The 17,737-nt window shown below is 63.3% G+C and carries 15 protein-coding genes; 7 read left to right on the top strand and 8 right to left on the bottom strand.

What is annotated here, in order from left to right; genetic code table 11:
• Positions 1-51 precede the first annotated feature (51 nt).
• Positions 52-1,248 (top strand): acetyl-CoA C-acyltransferase, encoded by a 1,197-nt coding sequence (locus V1286_RS07265; protein WP_334478540.1) that lies wholly within the window; start codon positions 52-54, stop codon positions 1,246-1,248.
• Positions 1,249-1,275: 27 nt separating this feature from the next.
• On the opposite strand, the gene V1286_RS07260 is transcribed toward V1286_RS07265, so the two are convergent.
• Both V1286_RS07260 and V1286_RS07255 read right to left on the bottom strand, forming a co-directional pair.
• Positions 1,276-3,747, bottom strand: a complete 2,472-nt coding sequence (locus V1286_RS07260; protein WP_334478538.1) for an MHYT domain-containing protein — start codon at positions 3,745-3,747, stop codon at positions 1,276-1,278.
• A 125-nt stretch (positions 3,748-3,872) separates the two neighbouring features.
• Positions 3,873-4,778: an RNA polymerase factor sigma-32 gene (locus V1286_RS07255; protein WP_108513385.1), complete on the bottom strand. Its 906-nt coding sequence runs from the start codon at positions 4,776-4,778 to the stop codon at positions 3,873-3,875.
• Positions 4,779-5,209: 431 nt separating this feature from the next.
• Here V1286_RS07255 and V1286_RS07250 point away from each other — a divergent pair, with 431 nt between their 5' ends.
• On the top strand, positions 5,210-5,503 hold the full coding sequence (locus V1286_RS07250; protein WP_334478536.1) for a hypothetical protein: 294 nt from the start codon (positions 5,210-5,212) through the stop codon (positions 5,501-5,503).
• 24 nt (positions 5,504-5,527) lie between these two features.
• Here V1286_RS07250 and V1286_RS07245 read toward each other — a convergent pair whose 3' ends face one another.
• Positions 5,528-6,892, bottom strand: a complete 1,365-nt coding sequence (locus tag V1286_RS07245; protein WP_334478534.1) for a sensor histidine kinase — start codon at positions 6,890-6,892, stop codon at positions 5,528-5,530.
• Between the two features lie 90 nt (positions 6,893-6,982).
• Positions 6,983-7,660 (bottom strand): response regulator transcription factor, encoded by a 678-nt coding sequence (locus V1286_RS07240; RefSeq protein WP_334478532.1) that lies wholly within the window; start codon positions 7,658-7,660, stop codon positions 6,983-6,985.
• Positions 7,661-8,114: 454 nt separating this feature from the next.
• Here V1286_RS07240 and V1286_RS07235 point away from each other — a divergent pair, with 454 nt between their 5' ends.
• The 5 genes from V1286_RS07235 (at position 8,115) to V1286_RS07215 (ending at position 14,147) form a co-directional block, all read left to right on the top strand.
• On the top strand, positions 8,115-8,339 hold the full coding sequence (locus V1286_RS07235) for a hypothetical protein (protein WP_334478529.1): 225 nt from the start codon (positions 8,115-8,117) through the stop codon (positions 8,337-8,339).
• 264 nt (positions 8,340-8,603) lie between these two features.
• Positions 8,604-8,966 (top strand): hypothetical protein, encoded by a 363-nt coding sequence (locus V1286_RS07230; protein WP_334478527.1) that lies wholly within the window; start codon positions 8,604-8,606, stop codon positions 8,964-8,966.
• A 118-nt stretch (positions 8,967-9,084) separates the two neighbouring features.
• Positions 9,085-9,834 (top strand): hypothetical protein, encoded by a 750-nt coding sequence (locus V1286_RS07225; protein ID WP_334478526.1) that lies wholly within the window; start codon positions 9,085-9,087, stop codon positions 9,832-9,834.
• A gap of 27 nt (positions 9,835-9,861) precedes the next feature.
• Positions 9,862-11,040 carry an efflux RND transporter periplasmic adaptor subunit gene (locus tag V1286_RS07220; protein WP_334478525.1) on the top strand — a complete coding sequence of 393 codons (1,179 nt, stop codon included), beginning with the start codon at positions 9,862-9,864 and terminating at the stop codon, positions 11,038-11,040.
• Positions 11,037-14,147 (top strand): efflux RND transporter permease subunit, encoded by a 3,111-nt coding sequence (locus tag V1286_RS07215; protein ID WP_334478524.1) that lies wholly within the window; start codon positions 11,037-11,039, stop codon positions 14,145-14,147. Before V1286_RS07220 ends, V1286_RS07215 begins: the two co-directional genes overlap by 4 nt.
• Before the next feature lie 65 nt (positions 14,148-14,212).
• On the opposite strand, the gene V1286_RS07210 is transcribed toward V1286_RS07215, so the two are convergent.
• From V1286_RS07210 to urtE, 4 genes are all read right to left on the bottom strand, one after another.
• A complete protein-coding gene (locus tag V1286_RS07210; RefSeq protein WP_334478522.1) occupies positions 14,213-15,253 on the bottom strand; it encodes an aliphatic amidase in 1,041 nt (346 codons plus the stop codon).
• A gap of 42 nt (positions 15,254-15,295) precedes the next feature.
• A complete protein-coding gene (locus V1286_RS07205) occupies positions 15,296-15,643 on the bottom strand; it encodes an FmdB family zinc ribbon protein (protein WP_334478520.1) in 348 nt (115 codons plus the stop codon).
• A gap of 93 nt (positions 15,644-15,736) precedes the next feature.
• Positions 15,737-16,966: a formamidase gene (gene fmdA, locus V1286_RS07200; RefSeq protein WP_334389051.1), complete on the bottom strand. Its 1,230-nt coding sequence runs from the start codon at positions 16,964-16,966 to the stop codon at positions 15,737-15,739.
• 36 nt (positions 16,967-17,002) lie between these two features.
• Positions 17,003-17,692 carry an urea ABC transporter ATP-binding subunit UrtE gene (gene urtE, locus V1286_RS07195; RefSeq protein ID WP_334478519.1) on the bottom strand — a complete coding sequence of 230 codons (690 nt, stop codon included), beginning with the start codon at positions 17,690-17,692 and terminating at the stop codon, positions 17,003-17,005.
• Positions 17,693-17,737 lie beyond the last annotated feature (45 nt).

Genomic DNA, 17,737 nt, shown 5'->3' with positions numbered 1-17,737 from the left:
CGGTATATATTATTATCGTCATATAACAGTGACCGAGCAGGAGAACCCGTGATGTCCGCAAGCCCCGATCCCGTCGTCATCCTTTCCGCCGCCCGCACGCCGCTTGGCCGGTTTATGGGCGAATTGTCCCCCCTCAGCGCGCACAAGCTCGGCGGGCATGTGATTGGCGCCGCGCTGGAGCGGGCGAAACTTGCGCCGGAGCGCATTGACGAGGTGTTCATGGGCAACGTGCTGCCGGCCGGACAGGGCCAGGCCCCGGCGCGACAGGCTGCGCGCGGCGCCGGACTGCCAGATGCCACCGGCGCCACCACCGTCAACAAGGTCTGCGGTTCCGGCATGAAAGCGACCATGCTGGCGCATGACATCATCCATGCGGGCTCAGCCGCAATCGTGCTGTCCGGCGGCATGGAGAGCATGAGCAATGCGCCCTATTTGCTGGCAAAGGCGCGCGGCGGCTATCGCGCCGGCCATGACCGGATCATCGATCACATGATGATGGACGGGCTGGAAGACGCCTACGAGAGCGGCCGCTCGATGGGCGATTTCGGCGAGGCCACCGCGGAGGCCTATCAGTTCACCCGCAAGGACCAGGATACCTATGCGATGGAGACGCTGACCCTCGCCCGCAAGGCGGTCGAGGGTGGCGCGTTCAGGGCCGAGATCGCGCCAGTCACGCTCACCGAAAAGGCCGGCCCGCGCGTCGTCGCCAATGACGAACATCCGCTCAAGGTGGACCCTGGCAAGATTCCCGGGTTGAAGCCCGCGTTCCGCGCCAACGGCACCATCACGCCGGCCGCCTCCTCCGCCAATGCCGATGGCGCCGCGGCGCTCATTCTGGCCAGGCGTTCGCTCGCCGATCGTGACGGCCTGCCGGTGCTCGCCGAGATCAAGGGCCACGCCACGCACAGCCAGGAGCCGCAGTGGTTCACCACCGCGCCGATACCGGCCATCCGCAAGCTGCTCGACAAGGTCGGCTGGAGTGTCTCCGACGTCGACCTGTTCGAGATCAACGAAGCCTTCGCAGTGGTGGCGATGGCGGCGCAGAAGGATCTCGGCATCGCCAGAGAAAAACTCAACGTCAATGGCGGCGCCTGCGCACTCGGCCATCCGATCGGCGCCACCGGCGCGCGATTGATCGTGACGCTGCTGCATGCACTGGAAGCGCGGAACCTGAGGCGCGGCGTCGCCGCCTTGTGCATCGGCGGCGGCGAAGCTACCGCCATCGCGGTCGAGCGCGCCGTTCGCTGATCATCGCTCGCTGGGGGCCTCGCCGTGCTAGGCTCTCTTCGGGTGTAAGGTCAAAACCGAGCGCATATCGGCCTGTACGCGCATTGCCTCCTCGATGGCGGCCACCAGCGCCGTCTGGTCGAACGGTTTGGAAATGCGAGGCAGATGAGGCTGCGTGGAGCTTGGAAGCTCGGCATATCCCGTGCAGAGCACGACGGGCGTGCCGGGACGCTCGGCGGCCACAACCTCGGCCAGCTGAAGCCCGTTCATTCCCGGCATGGCGTAATCGGTCACCACGATGTCGATCTTCGGCATTCGGGGCAGCAGCCGGACTGCCTCCTCGCCAGAGCGCGCTTCGATCACGGCGTGGCCGAGATCATCGAGCATCGCAGCGATGCTGTCGAGAACAAGAAGGTCATCATCGACGACCAACACGGAGATGGGTCGACTGCCGCGGGATGCGGAGCGCGACGGCTCAGCCGCATGGGGCACCGGCACCTTTTCGTCCTGACAGGCGGGCAGCCAGATCTCGGCCGTGGTCCCTTCGCCGATGTGGCTCTTCAGCAGCAGCACGCCTCCGGACTGTTCGGCTAACCCTTTTACCATCGAGAGGCCGAGACCGGTTCCCTTGCCAATACCCTTGGTCGTAAAGAACGGCTCCTGCGCATGCTTCAGCGTCTTCTCGTCCATGCCGCATCCGGTGTCGCTCACCGCGAGCGCGACGTATCGTCCCTCCGCAAGGCCGTCGATGGCATGCTCTTCGCGTGCGGAGATGCTGATCACCCCGCCGCCCGCCCTTATCGAATCCCGCGCATTGACGGCGAGGTTGAGGATCGCGAGCTCCAGCTGGTTGGCATCGACCTTCACATTTGCGAGTTCGATCGGAAAGCGGGTCTCGACCCGGATGCCCGGATCAAACTTCAAGAGAGCTGCCATTCCGCGCACCAGTTCCGGGACGTCCACGACGACGGGCTTGAGGTCCTGCTTGCGCGCGAATGCAAGCATGCGCTGGGTCAGCGAGGCACCCCGGAGGGCCCCCTGGATCGCGTTGTCGAGGAGCCGGTGAATCCTGGGATCTTCGGGCTGGAGGCGCTTCTTCGCGAGTTCGAGGCTGCCCAGGATCACGGCGAGTAGGTTGTTGAAGTCGTGGGCCACGCCGCCGGTAAGCTGTCCGACAGTCTCCATCTTCTGCGATATCACGAGCGCGTCGCGCGTGCGCTCCAGCGCTTCCTGGGCTCGGCGGCGTTCCGTCACGTCCCGAACGATCTTGGCGAAGCCTATGGGCTCGCCCTGCTCGTTTCGCACCACGCGTATAGTCGTCTCGGCCCAGAAGCGGCTGCCGTCCTTGCGAACGCGCCAGCCTTCGCCTGTCGACTTGCCTTCCCGCCTTGCGTTCAGAAGCACGGCATCAGGAATTCCGGAGGCGCGCTCCTCGTCCGTGTGAAGGACGGCGTAGTGCGTCCCGACGATCTCGTCGCCGTAGCCGATCAGCCGGTGCGCGCCGAGATTCCAGTTCGCGATCCGCCCTTCGGAATCGAGCATGAAGATGGCATGATCGGCCACACCCTCCACCAGCAGGCGGAATTTCTCCTCGCTTCGCCTGAGTGCCTCGGCTTCGCGATCGGCACGTTCTGCCGAGGCGCGGTCGTACACGGCCGCGGCGAGCCCGATGATGAGGACGACGATCGTGGTGCCGGCGACCAGGAACGCGAGCGGCGCCTGCCCAACCGCTCCGTGGGCTGCGCGGCCAAGAATGGCATCCGTGGGAATGAAGGAGGAGCCCTGCATGGCGGCGTAGTGCATCCCGGAGATCGCCAGGCCCATGACGGCGCCGGCCGATATGCGCTCGAGCACGTTCGTCGTGCGAAAGGCGAGCCACAGCGCGATGATGGACGCGCCAATCGCGATCGCGATGGAAAGCACGACCCAGACGGGATCATAGTGGATCGAAGCCGCCATCCGCATCGCGCTCATGCCGGTGTAGTGCATGCCGGAGATCGCGAGCCCCATTGCAATGCCGGAAACGATGAGCGCGTTCGCCCGCTGACTTACGACGACGAACGCGGCTGCAGCGACCAAAATGGGAAGGGCAAGCGAGAGCAGCGTGAGGAGCGGATCGTAGGAAATATCCACGCCGGGCAGGCTAAAGGCCAGCATGGCCACGAAATGCATGGACCAGATGCCGCCGCCCATCGCGACTGCCGCAGCCCCGAGCCAGCCCAGGCTGGCGGAACCTGAAGCGGCCCGCATGCGAGTCGCGAGATCCAGTGCCGTATAGGAAGAAAGCGCGGCGATCAGGACCGAAAGCGCGACGAGAACGGGGTCATGGGAGCCTGGATGGTGATGCATTCCGTTCGACGACGCGTTGAAAACATCTGAATAGCACCGTTTTTCCAACAGCGCATTGTTCCGGTGCCGAATAGTTGAAGGCCAAGTTCGACGAAAAGCCTGGCCGGGCCGGGAGGGATCGAACCTCCGAATGGCGAAATCAAAATCCGCTAGGTTATTCAACGGCTTCAATGGGCATTAAGAAAGATGCCCAAAATGCCCCTTAGCGAGCGCGCGGCTCGCTGATAGGGCGATTGGAGGGAATGCGGCCGGCGCGAACGGTAGCGCTTGCCGCTCCCTTGTCGGCCGGCCGCCTCTCACGCCGGGAGGAGAGCAGGTCTCAAATTCCTGGTGGCAGCACGCCTGACCTTTTCGAAGGCCAGCGTTTCAATTTGCCGCACGCGCTCGCCGGAAATGGACAGCTCGCGTCCGAGATCCTCCAGGCTCGGCGGATCCTCGCTAAGCCGCCGCGCCTCGAACACACGCCGCTCCCGCGCGGTCAGCACGTCAAGGGCCGAACGCAGCGCTTTCGCCTTTTGCGCGCTTTCGTCCTGCTCGGCAACGATCGCCTCGGCGTTCGGCGAATGATCGACCAGCATCGCCTCCCATTCGGTCGGTCCGTCATCGCTGACCGGCGCATTCAGGGAGACGTCCCCCGTCAGACGGCTGCTCATCTCGATCACTTCGCGAAGCGGGACCACGAGCTCACGCGCGACGGCCTCGGCCACCTCCTGCGTCAGCCCTGCCCTGTCGCCGCCGAACTTGTTCATGGCGCGCCTGAAGCCGAAGAACAGCTTCCGCTGCGCCGCCGTCGTCCCGATCTTGACCAGCGACCGCGACCGCAGGATGTAATCGTGAATCGCGGCCTTGATCCACCACAGCGCATAGGTGGAAAACCGGGCGCCGCGGCCGGGCTCAAAGTGCGAAGCCGCGATCACGAGGCCGAGATTTGCTTCGCCGATCAGATCGGCAAGCGGAAGGTCGTATCGCTGGTAGCGGCGCGCGACCTTTGCCGCCAACCGGAGATGGCTGGTGACGAGCGCATCGGTCGCGCTGCGGTCGCGATGCTCCTGCCAGCGCCGTGCGAGCTGCTGCTCGCGCGTCGGTTCAAGCAGAACGTATCGCTTGATGAGGGAGGCGTACTCATCGACGAGCGCACGTGATCTGCCTTCGGTCAATATCTCGCGTCTGTCCGACATTAGCGTTGTGCAGTGAGCGTTCATGGGTGGCTCCAATCCATAGGGTCCGGCAGGCAGACCCTAGGAGAAGGCACCACGATACAGCCATTAAATTGGAATTGAGGAACGTAAATTCGCTGTTAGGATTTTGCGCAACTATCGTCTTGATTTAAAAATCGCACGATTTCGTTCCGAACAAATTTGTGAAAGATCGAACGGTGAGCCGCCGCGCACGCGCGTATGATCTCGCTTCCCACACAAACGCTTCTCAAGACGGCTCAAGATTAGTTGAGCTTCGTGAAAGGCAATTTAGTGGGGCGACGGCGCCCCCGCCCCACATCTCCATCATGCATCCGCTGTCCCGGATGCAGCTTCAAGCGAGCAGTTCGCATTCGGAAGTACACAGGCCCGTTACGGTGCCGTGATCGCGCTTCCACGTCCGGCGAACTCCCGCATCGACGATATGGAGAAAGACAATGAAATCGATCAAGACAATCGCTGTCGCAGGATTGCTGTCGCTGATGGCAGCGGCGCCTGCCTTCGCTCAGGAAGCCATTCAGGAGCCGGGCGCCTTTGCATTCTATTATCCGAATCTGGACGTCCTGAACGGCGGCGCCCCGACGCCGGCCTACAGGATGGAAGGGATGCCGCCTTCGGTGATGCAATCCTATAACGAAAGGGAAAGCGGCATGGCCGGCCCCACCGTCTGGCATCATGGTAGAGTCCATCGCGCCTCTCACGCCAAGCATGACGGCCACCGGCATGGATGACGTCGCCTTCGCAGCTCACCGATTCTATGCCCGGCCGACGGGCTCATCGGGGCAAATGATCTCCACCCGGCCTCCCGGGCCGGAGTGGATGATCAGGCGAAATCCGTGCAGTTTTACGATGGCCGAAACCAGGTTGAGTCCGAGGCCTATGCCCGGCGTGCTGCGGATCTTGTCCGAGCGATAGAACCGGCGCAGCACGGCCTCATGTTCCTTATCGCTGATCCCCGGACCCGTATCCGTCACACGCAGGATGGTTTCTCCCTCGCCGCGCAGCAGCTCCAGCTTGACGCTGCCGCTCCGGGGCGTGAACTTGATGGCATTGTCGACGAGGTTGGCGACCGCCTCCAGCAGCAGGTCTCGATCGCCGCGCACGCGAAGCGTGCCTGACGTACTCGCGCTCAGCGCGATCTGCTTGTCTTCGGCGATCGGCTCATACATGTCGCAGACCTCGCGCAGCATTTCGCCGAGAGCAACGTCGCCGAATGCGGCTGACCGGCGGCTGTTCTCGATTTCGGCCAGGCGCAGCAGCGCCGTGACGATCGACAGCGACTGGTCGATGCCGCCGATGGCCTTGTCGGCGGCCTGCTGGAGCTGCTCCAGACTGGTGGCGTTGGTGCGGCCCCGCTCGAGCGTCAGGCGCGCGCGCGTCAGCGGCGTTCGCAGATCGTGGGCGATGTCGTTGCCGACACCGGCCAGCGCGTTGATGGTGGTCTCCAGTTCATCGAGCATACCGTTGACGATGGCGGCGAGCCGCGAGAACGGTTCATCGATATTCCGGTGCGGCAGCCGCTCGCGCAGATCTCCGGCGATGATGCGCCGAACCCGCATGTTGACCTCCTCGACGCGCTTTTGCGCGCGAACGCTCAGCCACGCGCCCGCCAGCAGCCAGAAGCAGAACGCGGGCAACAGGCCAAGCGCGAGCGCTGCTCCGACAACCCTGGAGATTTCCCGGGTCTCGTCGACGTTGCGTCCAATCACCAGGACATTGCCATCATCAAGGCTCCGCGCGACGGCCCTGACCAATGGAGCGTCGGCCTCCTTGTCATCGGCCCGCGCCATCCGCACACTCTTCACCGGCGCGCCGGGCCCGAGATCGTCCGGCAGGCGTACGACATTGCCGGCAAGGCGATTTCCCTTTGCATCGAAGATGCCGGCGAACTGGACGCCGCGGGAATCCTGATCGAGATGATCGTCGAGCGCGCTGATCAGGCGACCGGGCGGCAGCGCGGCAAAGAAATTGAGCTGCGTCGTGATCATGCGATCGGAACGCGCGATCAGGTAACCATCGATCTTGAAGTAGATGAAGCCGAACAGGATCGTGACAAAAGCCGCGAACAAGGCTGCCAGTGCGGCGGCCCAGTGAAACGTGTTCGAGCGTATGAACTGCATCTGATGCTCGAATCCTGCCGCCCGATTACCTCGCCGGCTCCGACGACGCGGGCGCGCGGCACGATCGTTAAAAACAACCCGGGAATTAACCTAGGACACCGCGCGCAGAATGAACCCCGCGCCGCGGACATTGTGAATCATCGGGGTGTCGCCCGGACCGTCGACCTTGTGCCGCACGCGGCCCATATGCACGTCGACCAGGTTGGTTGCCGGGACAAACTTGTAGTTCCAGACTTCCTCGAGCAGCATGGCCCGCGTGAGCAGCTGGTCGCTCCGCCGCATCATGTATTCGAGCAGGCGAAACTCGCGCGGCAAGAGATCGATCTCGCGTTCGCCGCGTTTCGCCGTGCGCTCGATCAGGTCGAGCTCGAGCTGTCCCACCCGCAGGGTGGTTTCCCGCGTTTCCGGCGGGCGGCGCAGCAGCGCTTCTATTCGCGCGACGAGTTCGACGACCGCGAACGGCTTGGTGAGGTAGTCGTCGCCACCCATCCGCAATCCGCGCACGCGGTCATCGACCGCCCCAAGCGCGCTCAACACCAGGACCGGCGTGCGCACCTGATCCTTCCGCAGGGACTCGATGACAGTAAGGCCGTCCATTCCCGGCAGCAGGCGGTCGACGATCATAGCATCCGGCCGCAAGTCGCGCGCCTTGGCGAGACCATCCAGTCCGTCGGACGACCATTCCACATCGAAGCCGCGATCGGCCAGCTCGGCGGTGATTTCTCCAGCCGTCTCGTCGTCATCTTCTATGAGCAGAACTTTCGTCATGAGATCATTCCGACTGCCATCAAGATCCCCTCCCGCCGCACGGCACGGCTCGGTCGCAATGATACGCCGGCCGGCCGATAAAGCCATGGTGACGACGCAAGTCTCACGGGTTCAGGAGAGCCGGACAGCGTCGCCATCCCTTTGGGATCCGGCGTGCGCCATCCGCCCGGCGGCCATTTCCGCTGCCTCGGTACGAGCACAGCGAGCCCGCTCGAAACAGGTAACGCGTGTCGGCGCGCGGTGCCAATAAATAGCGATTTAATGAATCGACAGGCCGGCATCGTCAGGTCCCCGCGGGCGATTTCGGGCCGGGCCAGGCAACAGATCGGGCCCCGCATCATTCTCACGCCGAGTTGAAAGCACGTGAAGCGATGTGCCCTTTGGACGATGGTGGGCCGGCCGCACGTCACAGGGAGAAGCCAGCCTGGCTTCCCCTCACCTATGGAGAACACCAATGCACAAAGTGAAACTTCTGTCGGCTGCGTTACTGACCGCAGCCACCTTCGCCACGCCGGTGCTGGCTGCCACCTCGCGGCATGTCGTCACCGATAGCGACGGCCGCGTGATGTCGACGATGCATCGCGACCAAGGCGATAGCTGCATCCGCGCTCCGCGCGTCGGCGCCTACGCCTCCGAACCGTGGACCGTGCCGCCTTGCGAGCCCAACACGGGTTACTGATCCACTCGCACTGCGACGGAGCGACGAAACAAGACGGGCTGGCGGGATATCCGCCAGCCCGTCTTCTTTTGGCGTGCGCCCGGGCAGTTCGCCTTTTTGACGCACGTCTGCTGCTGCTCTGGTTCGTGAACGCGACTAACGGCGAATTTAATGGAGGCTTTGTGCATCGCACCTACCTGTCAGTCATCCGACGTTTCGTTCGCGTGGCTCGTTGAGGTTCGCGCGTCACGGCGCCGAGCAATCTGACTGAAAAGGAGTGTCATGATGAAACGGATGATCACGATATTGGCAACGGCGCTTCTCGCTTCGAGCCTGATGTCGGGCGCGGCCGATGCCCGCGGTGGTGGCGGCGGTGGCGGTCACGGCGGCGGCTTCGGTGGCGGCGGCCATATGGGCGGCGGTTTTGGCGGTGGAGGCCACTTCGGCGGCATGGGCGGCGGCGAACACATGGGGGGCGTTGGTGTCGGCGGTGGAGGCCACTTCGGCGCGCATGGTTTCGGACTGCACCAGCACGCCCTGCATCGCTTCGGCGGATACGGACCGGGATACGGCTACTACGGTTATCCCGATTGCTACGACTGGTACGAGCTGCATCCCGACCAGCCCTTGCCGCTGAGCTGCAGCTGAGATCCTCGCGCAAATCCTGCCTCGCAGGCTGTCGGACCGGATGGCACTTTCTCGATGCCCAGACCGATCGCCTCCCTGCTTATTCGTTCGCACTGCCCGACCGGCACCGGAGAGCACCATGAAACGCTTCCTGATGATCACGACAGCCTTGGCCCTGCTGTGCGGCCAGGCCTTTGCGCAGCAGGCCGCGGTAATGCCGACGCCTTCGCTTTCGACCACGTCGCCGCTCGGCATGGTGCCAAGCGCGCCAGTCGGCGGCACCGGCATCCCGTTTGGCGCAACGGAAATCGCCTCCCCCGGCGTAAGTCCGGCGCCGATCTCGTCGACCATTGGCAGCACCGTGTGCTCGACCATCGGTACGGCACCGTCAACGATGTTCGGATCGGCGACCACCTTTGACGGCGGCGGCGTGGACGTCGGGACCGTCACACCGCAGAGCACGATGTCCACGATGCCGGGAATGTCGACATCAGCAATGTCGTCATCGGGTATTTCGCCGACATCGGCCCTGATCGATACTTCGGGTACCCAAAGCATGTGCGGCGCCGGCTCGAACAATCTCGCTGCGTCATCGACGCCGACGTCTCCCACGACGCCGGGCGGCGTGCCGCGCACCGGCATTCCGATGGGGTCGACCGAGATCGGCAATCTCGGAGTCAGCTCCGCCGCGATGGTGCCCACCATCACCGTCGGACCTACCATCAGCACCATCGCGCCAACGATCCCGACAGTGCCCGCCGTCACGCTGGCGGCCGCGAACACGACAGCCGTCGCTGCGCCGACCGATCCCATCACGGGGATACCGAACATCACAGGGGCGCCGAACACGATACCGGGCCTGTCAGCCGCCGCCACGATGTTGCGTTGAGCGAAAACCCACGTGCGAGAAGCAGCCATGAAAATGAAAGTCGCAATACCTGCCGTCGTGTTCGGCGTCGCCGCCGCGGGCGGCCTCCTCTTCCTGACGCACGCCCATTTATTCAAGGCCGCTGTCGCAGCCGCGCCGCCGGCTCCGGTTCCGGTCGTGGCCGGCGTGGTCAGCCAGCATGACGTGCCGATCTACCAGAACGGCGTCGGCACCGTGATTGCCTACAACACCGACGTCGTGCGGGCCCAGATCCAGGGCCAGCTCATCAGCATCAACTTCACCGAAGGACAGACCGTCCATGCCGGCGACCTGCTCGCGCAAATCGATCCGCGCCCCTACCAGGCCCAGATCGACCAGTTCGAGGGAAATCTGGAGCGCGACCAGGCCCAACTCACCAATGCCCGTGCCAATCTCACGCGTTACACCCAGCTCGGCGACAAGGGTTGGGCCACGCCGCAGTTGATCGAGACCCAGAACGCGCAGGTCGGCCAGCTCGAGGCCGCGATCAAGACCGACCAGGCGCTGATCGAGGCGGCCAAGGTGCAGCTCAGCTACACCCGGCTGACCTCGCCGATCGACGGCGTGGTCGGGATTCGCCAGATCGACGTCGGCAACATCATCAGCCCGACGACGCCCAACGGCCTCGTCGTCGTGACGCAGCTCGATCCCATCTCGCTGATCTTCACCCTGCCGGAAGGGGTGCTGCCGCAGATCCTCAGGCAGGAGCAGGCGACCAAAACGCCGCTTCCGGTCCTCGCCTATGACCAGGACGATACGCTCGAGCTGGGTAAGGGCCAACTCGCGCTGGTCAACAACGAGATCCTGCAGACCACCGGCTCGATCCAGCTCAAGGCAACCTTTCCCAACAAGTCGCGCGAGCTGTGGCCGGGTGAACTGGTCAATGCGCGGCTGCTCGTTACGACCCGGCACAACGGCCTGACCGTCCCTGCCTCCGTCGTGCAGCAAGGTCCGAACGGCGCCTATGCCTATGTCGTCAAACCCGACAGCACGGTCGCAATCCGTCCGCTCAAGGTCGCTCAAATCGCCGACGGCGAAGCGCTGATCGATTCCGGGCTGAAGGCCGGCGAGCAGGTCGTGATTGACGGACAGTACCGGCTGCTGCCGGGCACCCATGTCACGATTCTGCACGGCGAAGCGGCCGAGGAAGCAGCGGCACAGCAAGCACAACAGGCGATCATCCCATGAACATATCCGCACCCTTCATCCAGCGGCCGATCGCGACCGCGCTCCTGATGGTCGGCCTTCTGGTCGGCGGCCTGGTCGCCTATCCGCTGCTGCCGATCGCAGCGCTGCCGAACGTCAACTATCCGACGCTTCAGGTCACGGCGCAGTTGCCGGGCGCCGATCCTCAGACCATGGCGGCGTCGGTCGCGACGCCGCTCGAACTCCAGTTCGGCCAGATTCCGGGTCTCACCCAGATGACGTCGGCGAGCGCACTCGGCTACACCCAGATCACGCTGCAGTTCGATCTGAACCGCCAGATCGACGGAACGGTCAGCGATACGCTGTCGGCAATCAACGCCGCCAGTCCGTTTCTGCCGTCCGGCATTCCCTACCCGCCGACGATCCGCAAGGTCAATCCGGCCGATACGCCGATCCTCGTGCTCGGCCTGACCTCGGACAGCCTGCCGCTGACCACGGTGGACGCCTATGCGGAAAACATCCTGCTGCAGAAGATTTCGCAGATACCGGGCGTCGGCCTCGTCGGCCTCGGCGGCCAGCAAAAGCCCGCCGTGCGGGTGCAGCTCGATCCGCAGGCGCTTGCCGCGCGCGGCATCAATCTGGAGGACGTCCGCACGGCGCTCGGCCAGGCCAATGTCGACCTGCCGAAAGGCACGCTCAACAGCCCGCGCCAGACCTATACGCTGAACACCAACGATCAGCTGCTGAATGCGGACGATTACGCCAACCTGGTGATCGCCTACCGAAACGGCTCGCCGGTCCGCATCCGTGACGTCGGCCGCGCCGTCAGCGCGCCGGAAAACGACCTGATCGCCGGCTGGTACAACAACCAGCGCGCGGTCATCATGGCGATCCAGCGCCAGCCCGGCGCCAACGTCATCGACACTGTCGAGCGGATCAAGGCGATGATGCCGGTGCTGCAGGCATCGATCCCACCCGCCGTCAAGGTCAACGTCATCTCCGACCGCACCGATACGGTCCGCGCATCCATCCACGACGTTCAATTCACGCTGATACTGACGGTTGCGCTTGTCGTGATGGTGATATTCGTCTTTCTAAGAAATTTCTGGGCGACGGTTATCCCGGCGGTCACCGTTCCGCTGTCGCTGATCGGCACCTTCGCGGTCCTCTACGAACTCGGCTACAGCCTCGACAATTTATCGCTGATGGCACTGTCGATCGCCGTGGGCTTCGTGGTCGATGACGCCGTCGTCGTGATCGAGAACATCGTGCGGCACATGGAGGGAGGCGCCACACCCTACGAAGCGGCGCTGAAGGGCGCCGGCGAAATCGGCTTCACCATCATGTCGATCACGCTGTCGCTGATCGCGGTGTTCATTCCACTGTTCCTGATGGGCGGATATGTCGGACTGCTGTTCCGCGAATTTGCCGTCACCGTCAGCGTGGCGCTGCTGCTGTCGCTGGTGATCTCGCTGACCTTGACGCCCATGATGTGCGCGCGGCTGCTCAAGCCGGAAAGCAGGACGCATGGGCGGCTGTTCCGCCTCTCTGAAGGCGGCTTCAATGCCTTGCTCGGCGCCTACGAGGCGGGGCTCAGGATCGTGCTGCGTCACCGCTTCATCACGCTACTCACGATGTTTGCGACCATCGCACTGACCGGCTATCTCTACGTGGTCATTCCCAAAGGCTTCTTTCCACAGCAGGACACCGGGCTGATCATCGGCCTGTCCGAAGCCGCACAGGATATCTCCTATCAGGCGATGACCGAGCGCCAGCAGGCCTTGCTCAATGCCATCATGAGGGATCCGGCCGTCGCATCCATCGGCTCGGCGATCGGCGCCGGCGGCGGCAACACCACGGTCAACAACGGCCGCATCTACATTGCGCTCAAGCCTTACAAGCAACGCGACAGCATGGAAACGGTGCTCGCGCGTTTGCGGACCAATCTGGCCAAGATCCAGGGCATCACGCTCTATATGCAGGCCGCGCAGGATATCACCATCGGCGGCCGGGTCTCGAAAACCCAGTATCAGTACACGCTGGGCGACGCCGATCCCGGCGAGCTGAACCACTGGGCGGCACTGTTCCTCGACAGGATCAAGAAGGTCCCCGGCATCACCGACGTCGCGACCGACCAGCTCAATTCCGGTCCCCTGCTCGACATCGCCATCAAGCGTGAAGTGGCGTCGAGCTACGGCATCCTGCCCTTCACCATCGACAACACGCTCGATGACGCCTTTGGCCAGCGCATCGTCTCGACCATGTACACGGCCCTGAACCAGTACCACGTCGTCATGGAGGTCAACCCGAAGTTCCAGTACTCGCCGGAGGCATTGACCGGCATCTATGTCAAATCGTCAGCCGGCCAGGAAGTGCCGCTATCGACGCTGGTCGACAGCGTGGTCAAGGTCGCCCCGCTCGTGGTCAACCATCAGGGCCAGTTCCCGTCGGTGACGATCTCCTTCAACCTGCTGCCGGGCACGGCGATCGGCGAAGCGACAACGGCCATCCAGCATATCGAACAGCAACTCGGCAAGCCGCTGTCGCTGCAGACGAGCTTCCAGGGCAACGCGCAGGCCTTCGGGGATTCGCTGTCGACCACGCCGATCCTGATCGCCGCCGCGCTGTTCGTGATCTACCTCATCCTCGGCATCTTGTATGAGAGCCTGATCCATCCCATCACCATCATCTCGACGCTGCCGTCGGCGGGGCTGGGAGCATTGTTGCTGCTGATGGCGGCTCACCTCGATCTCAGCGTGATCGCGATCGTCGGCATCATCCTCCTGATCGGCATCGTCAAGAAGAACGGCATCATGCTGGTCGATTTCGCCCTGCATGTCGGCAAACAGGAGGGATTGACGGCGGAGCAAGCAATCTACCGCGCCTGCATCATGCGTTTCCGGCCCATCCTCATGACCACGATGGCGGCCATGCTTGCCGGCGTTCCGATGATGCTCGGCACCGGTGCAGGCTCCGAGATACGCCAGCCGCTCGGCTACGCCATCGTCGGAGGTCTCGCCGTCTCGCAGCTCCTCACGCTGTATACGACACCGGTGGTCTACATCTACCTCGACAGGCTGCAGACCTGGCTGTTCGGCAAGCCGAAGCCGGCGATCGGCGGCGCTGCCGACCTGACGCCGGCCGAATGACGGCAATCCCGGGCGGCTCAATGCAGCCGGTCGCCGGGAGGCACGCGCTGGCTCAGCTCAGCGCTCTAGTAATTGCTCCCCGTCATCTCGTTCGGGATGCCCTCGATCGGGCATTCGTCGGTGCCAACCGTAGGCCGCGTCATTGCCTCGACCATTTCGCGCGTGCCTTCGGGATCGTCGATCCACTTCTTGTAGAATTCATAGGGGCAGGACGCGACGCCTTGAGCGCCTTCGCCGGAATTGATCATGCCGGTATAGCCGCGATGCAGCAGCTTGAAGAGATGGTTCTGCGACTGGCCATGGCGGCGAGCATCGCGGATCAGGCTCTTCGACAATCCTGCGTACTGGATGCCGTATTCTTCCTCGCCGGTCTCGCCCAGCGTGCGGCCGTCGAAGCCGATGATCGCGGAGTGACCGAAGTAGGAATAGACGCCGTCGAAGCCGGCGGCGTTGGCGACCGCGACATAAACATTGTTGGCCCAGGCCATCGCCTTGGAAATCAGGATCTGCTGTTCCTTGGCCGGATACATGTAGCCCTGGCAGCGCACGATCAGCTCGGCGCCCTTCATCGCGCAGTCGCGCCAGATCTCCGGAAAGTTGCCGTCGTCGCAGATGATCAGGCTGACCTTCAGACCCTTCGGGCCTTCGGACACATAGGTGCAATTGCCGGGATACCAGCCTTCGATCGGCACCCACGGCATGATCTTGCGGTATTTCTGGACGATTTCGCCCTTGTCGTTCATCAGGATCAGGGTGTTGTACGGCGCCTTGTGCGGGTGCTCCTCGTGGCGCTCGCCGGTGAGCGAGAATACGCCCCAGACTTTTGCCTTGCGGCAGGCTTCGGCAAAGATTTCCGTCTCGGCGCCGGGGATCTGCGAAGCGGTCTCGTACATCTCCTTGGAGTCGTACATGATGCCGTGGGTGGAATATTCCGGGAAGATCACGAGATCCATGCCCGGCAGGCCGAGCTTCATGCCGACGATCATGTCGGCGATCTTGCGAGCGTTGTCGAGCACCTCGGCCTTGGTGTGCAGGCGCGGCATTTTGTAATTGACGACGGCGACGCCGACCGTGTCTTTGCTGGAGGAAATGTCACCGTGGAGCATTGGATCGCCTCTTGTTCTGGTTTGGGTTTGACGGATCGCGCTTCAGTGGCTGATCATCCATGGGCGTGCGGTCGGAAAACCCTTGGCGCCGCTGCGCGTCTTGGTCATCAGCCGGGCCGGTTTCTTCTTTCCGGTTGAACAGCAGCCGCAGCCGGGGCCGTGCGCGGCCTTGTATTCGGCTGATGTCTTCGGCGCGTGAGCGCTGCGCTCATTGGTGGCCATCGCTTTCCGCTTGTCCGACGGCATGCAGAAGAACGCCGGCGCAGTCAGGATCACGCGCGGCGATTCATTGTCGCAGCGCGGGCAATCCTGCGGATCGTCGCATTCGGCCATCGGCCGCATGTCCGTGAACGGGCCGCAATCGTTGCAGAGATATTCGTAGACGGGCATTTCGTTTCCTCGCGCTATGATTCGGAAGATCACAACAGCGGATGCGGGGCGGCCGGCACGCCTGAGCCGTCCCGCATCCTTCTCGCGCAGGGATCACTTGTCCGGCGAGATCGGCATCTGGATGTCGCCCGTGATGTGTTTGATCGGTCCCACTGAGGACGGCATGATGTCGAAGTCGAAAATCTCCGTCGGCAGCCACAGTGTCGCGCAGGCGTTCGGCACGTCGACCACGCCGGAGATATGGCCCTGGCACGGCGCGGTGCCGAGGATCGAATAGGCCTGTGCGCCCGAGTAGCCGAACTTCTTCAGATATTCGATCGCGTTCAAACACGCCTGGCGGTAGGCGATGTGGACGTCGAGGTAATGCTGCTTGCCGGCCTCATCGACCGAGATGCCCTCGAAGATCAGATAGTCCTTGTAGTTCGGCGTGATCGGCGACGGCTTGAACACGGGGTTCTTGATGCCGTACTTCGCCACCCCGTCCTTGATGATATCGACCTTGAGATGCAGCCAGCCGGCCATTTCGATGGCGCCGCAGAAGGTGATTTCGCCGTCGCCCTGGCTGAAATGCAGATCGCCCATCGAGAGGCCGCCGCCGGGCACATAGACCGGGAAGAAGATCTTTGAGCCGCGCGACAGATCCTTGATGTCGCAATTGCCGCCATGTTCGCGCGGCGGCACGGTGCGCGCGCCCTCGGCGCCGACCTTGGCCTTGGCGTCACCCTTGGCCCGGCCGGCGTGCGCGGTCGCCGCGAACGGCGGATTGGCGAGGCCGGGCACGCGGGTCGGGTTGGTCGCGATCAGCGCCGTCTCACGTTCGTTCCAGGTCGCCAGCAACTTTGGATCGGGCAGACAACCGATCAGGCCGGGGTGGATCAGGCCGGCAAAGTTCACGCCGGGCACGTGGCGCGACGAGGTGTAGAGGCCCTTGATGTCCCAGATCGACTTCTGCGCCAGCGGAAAATGATCGGTCAGGAAGCCGCCGCCATTCTGCTTGGAGAAGAAGCCGTTAAAACCCCAGAGGCTTTCCTTCAGCGGACCGACGTCGAGCAGGTCGACCACCAGCAGATCGCCGGGCTCGGCGCCCTTGACGCCGATCGGGCCGGACAGGAAATGCACGATCGATAGGTCGATGTCGCGCACGTCGTCGGCGGAATCGTTGTTCTTGATGAAACCGCCGGTCCAGTCATAGGTCTCGATGATGAAATCGTCGCCCGGGTTGACCCACGAAACCATCGGGATGTCGGGATGCCACCGGTTGTGGATCATGTCGTTGTCGTAGGCCGACTTCGAAAGATCGACCTTGATCAGTGTCTCTGGCATCGATAGCTCCCCTTTTAGACAGCACAGGTTGGGTTTTCAGACGGACAGGAATTTCGAGACTTGCGCGGCATCGACGCTGTCGCGGGGGTCGTCGCGAACGATCTCGCCGTTCTCGATCACAAGCACGCGATCGGCAATATCGAGCGCGAAGCTCAGCACCTGTTCGGAAACGACGATCGACAGGCCGCGCTCGTCGCGAATCCGTTTCAAAGTGCGCGCCATGTCCTTGATGATCGAGGGCTGGATACCTTCGGTCGGCTCATCCAGCAGCAGCACCTTCGGCTTGGTCGCGAGCGCACGCGCGATCGCCAATTGCTGCTGCTGCCCGCCGGAAAGATTGCCGCCACGGCGGTCCTTCATCTCCAGCAGCACCGGAAACAGCTCGTAGATGTCATCAGGCACTTCCGAGCCGCCCGACACCACGAGGCCAGTCTCGATGTTTTCCTTCACCGTCATGGTCGAGAAGATCATGCGGCCCTGCGGCACGTAGGCGAGGCCCTTGGCGACGCGATCGTAGCTCGGCAGCGCACTGAGTTCGGTGCCTTCCATGCTCACCGAGCCGCTCCTGGTGGGCACGATCCCCATCAGCGACTTCATCAGCGTCGTCTTGCCCATGCCGTTGCGGCCCATGATCGCGACGATCTCGTTGGGCGCCACCGACACATTGAGGCCGTGCAGCACCTCGCTCTGGCCGTAAGCGACGTGAAGATCCGAAATAGCCAGCATCGACATGCTCCTTATTCCTTGCGCAAGATCTTGTCCGGAAACCGG

The sequence above is a fragment of the Bradyrhizobium algeriense genome, from assembly GCF_036924595.1.
In the GTDB taxonomy this organism is placed as follows: domain Bacteria; phylum Pseudomonadota; class Alphaproteobacteria; order Rhizobiales; family Xanthobacteraceae; genus Bradyrhizobium; species Bradyrhizobium algeriense.
The sequence above is the reverse complement of the archived record's forward strand: the minus strand, read 5'-3'. Positions and strand labels throughout refer to the sequence as shown.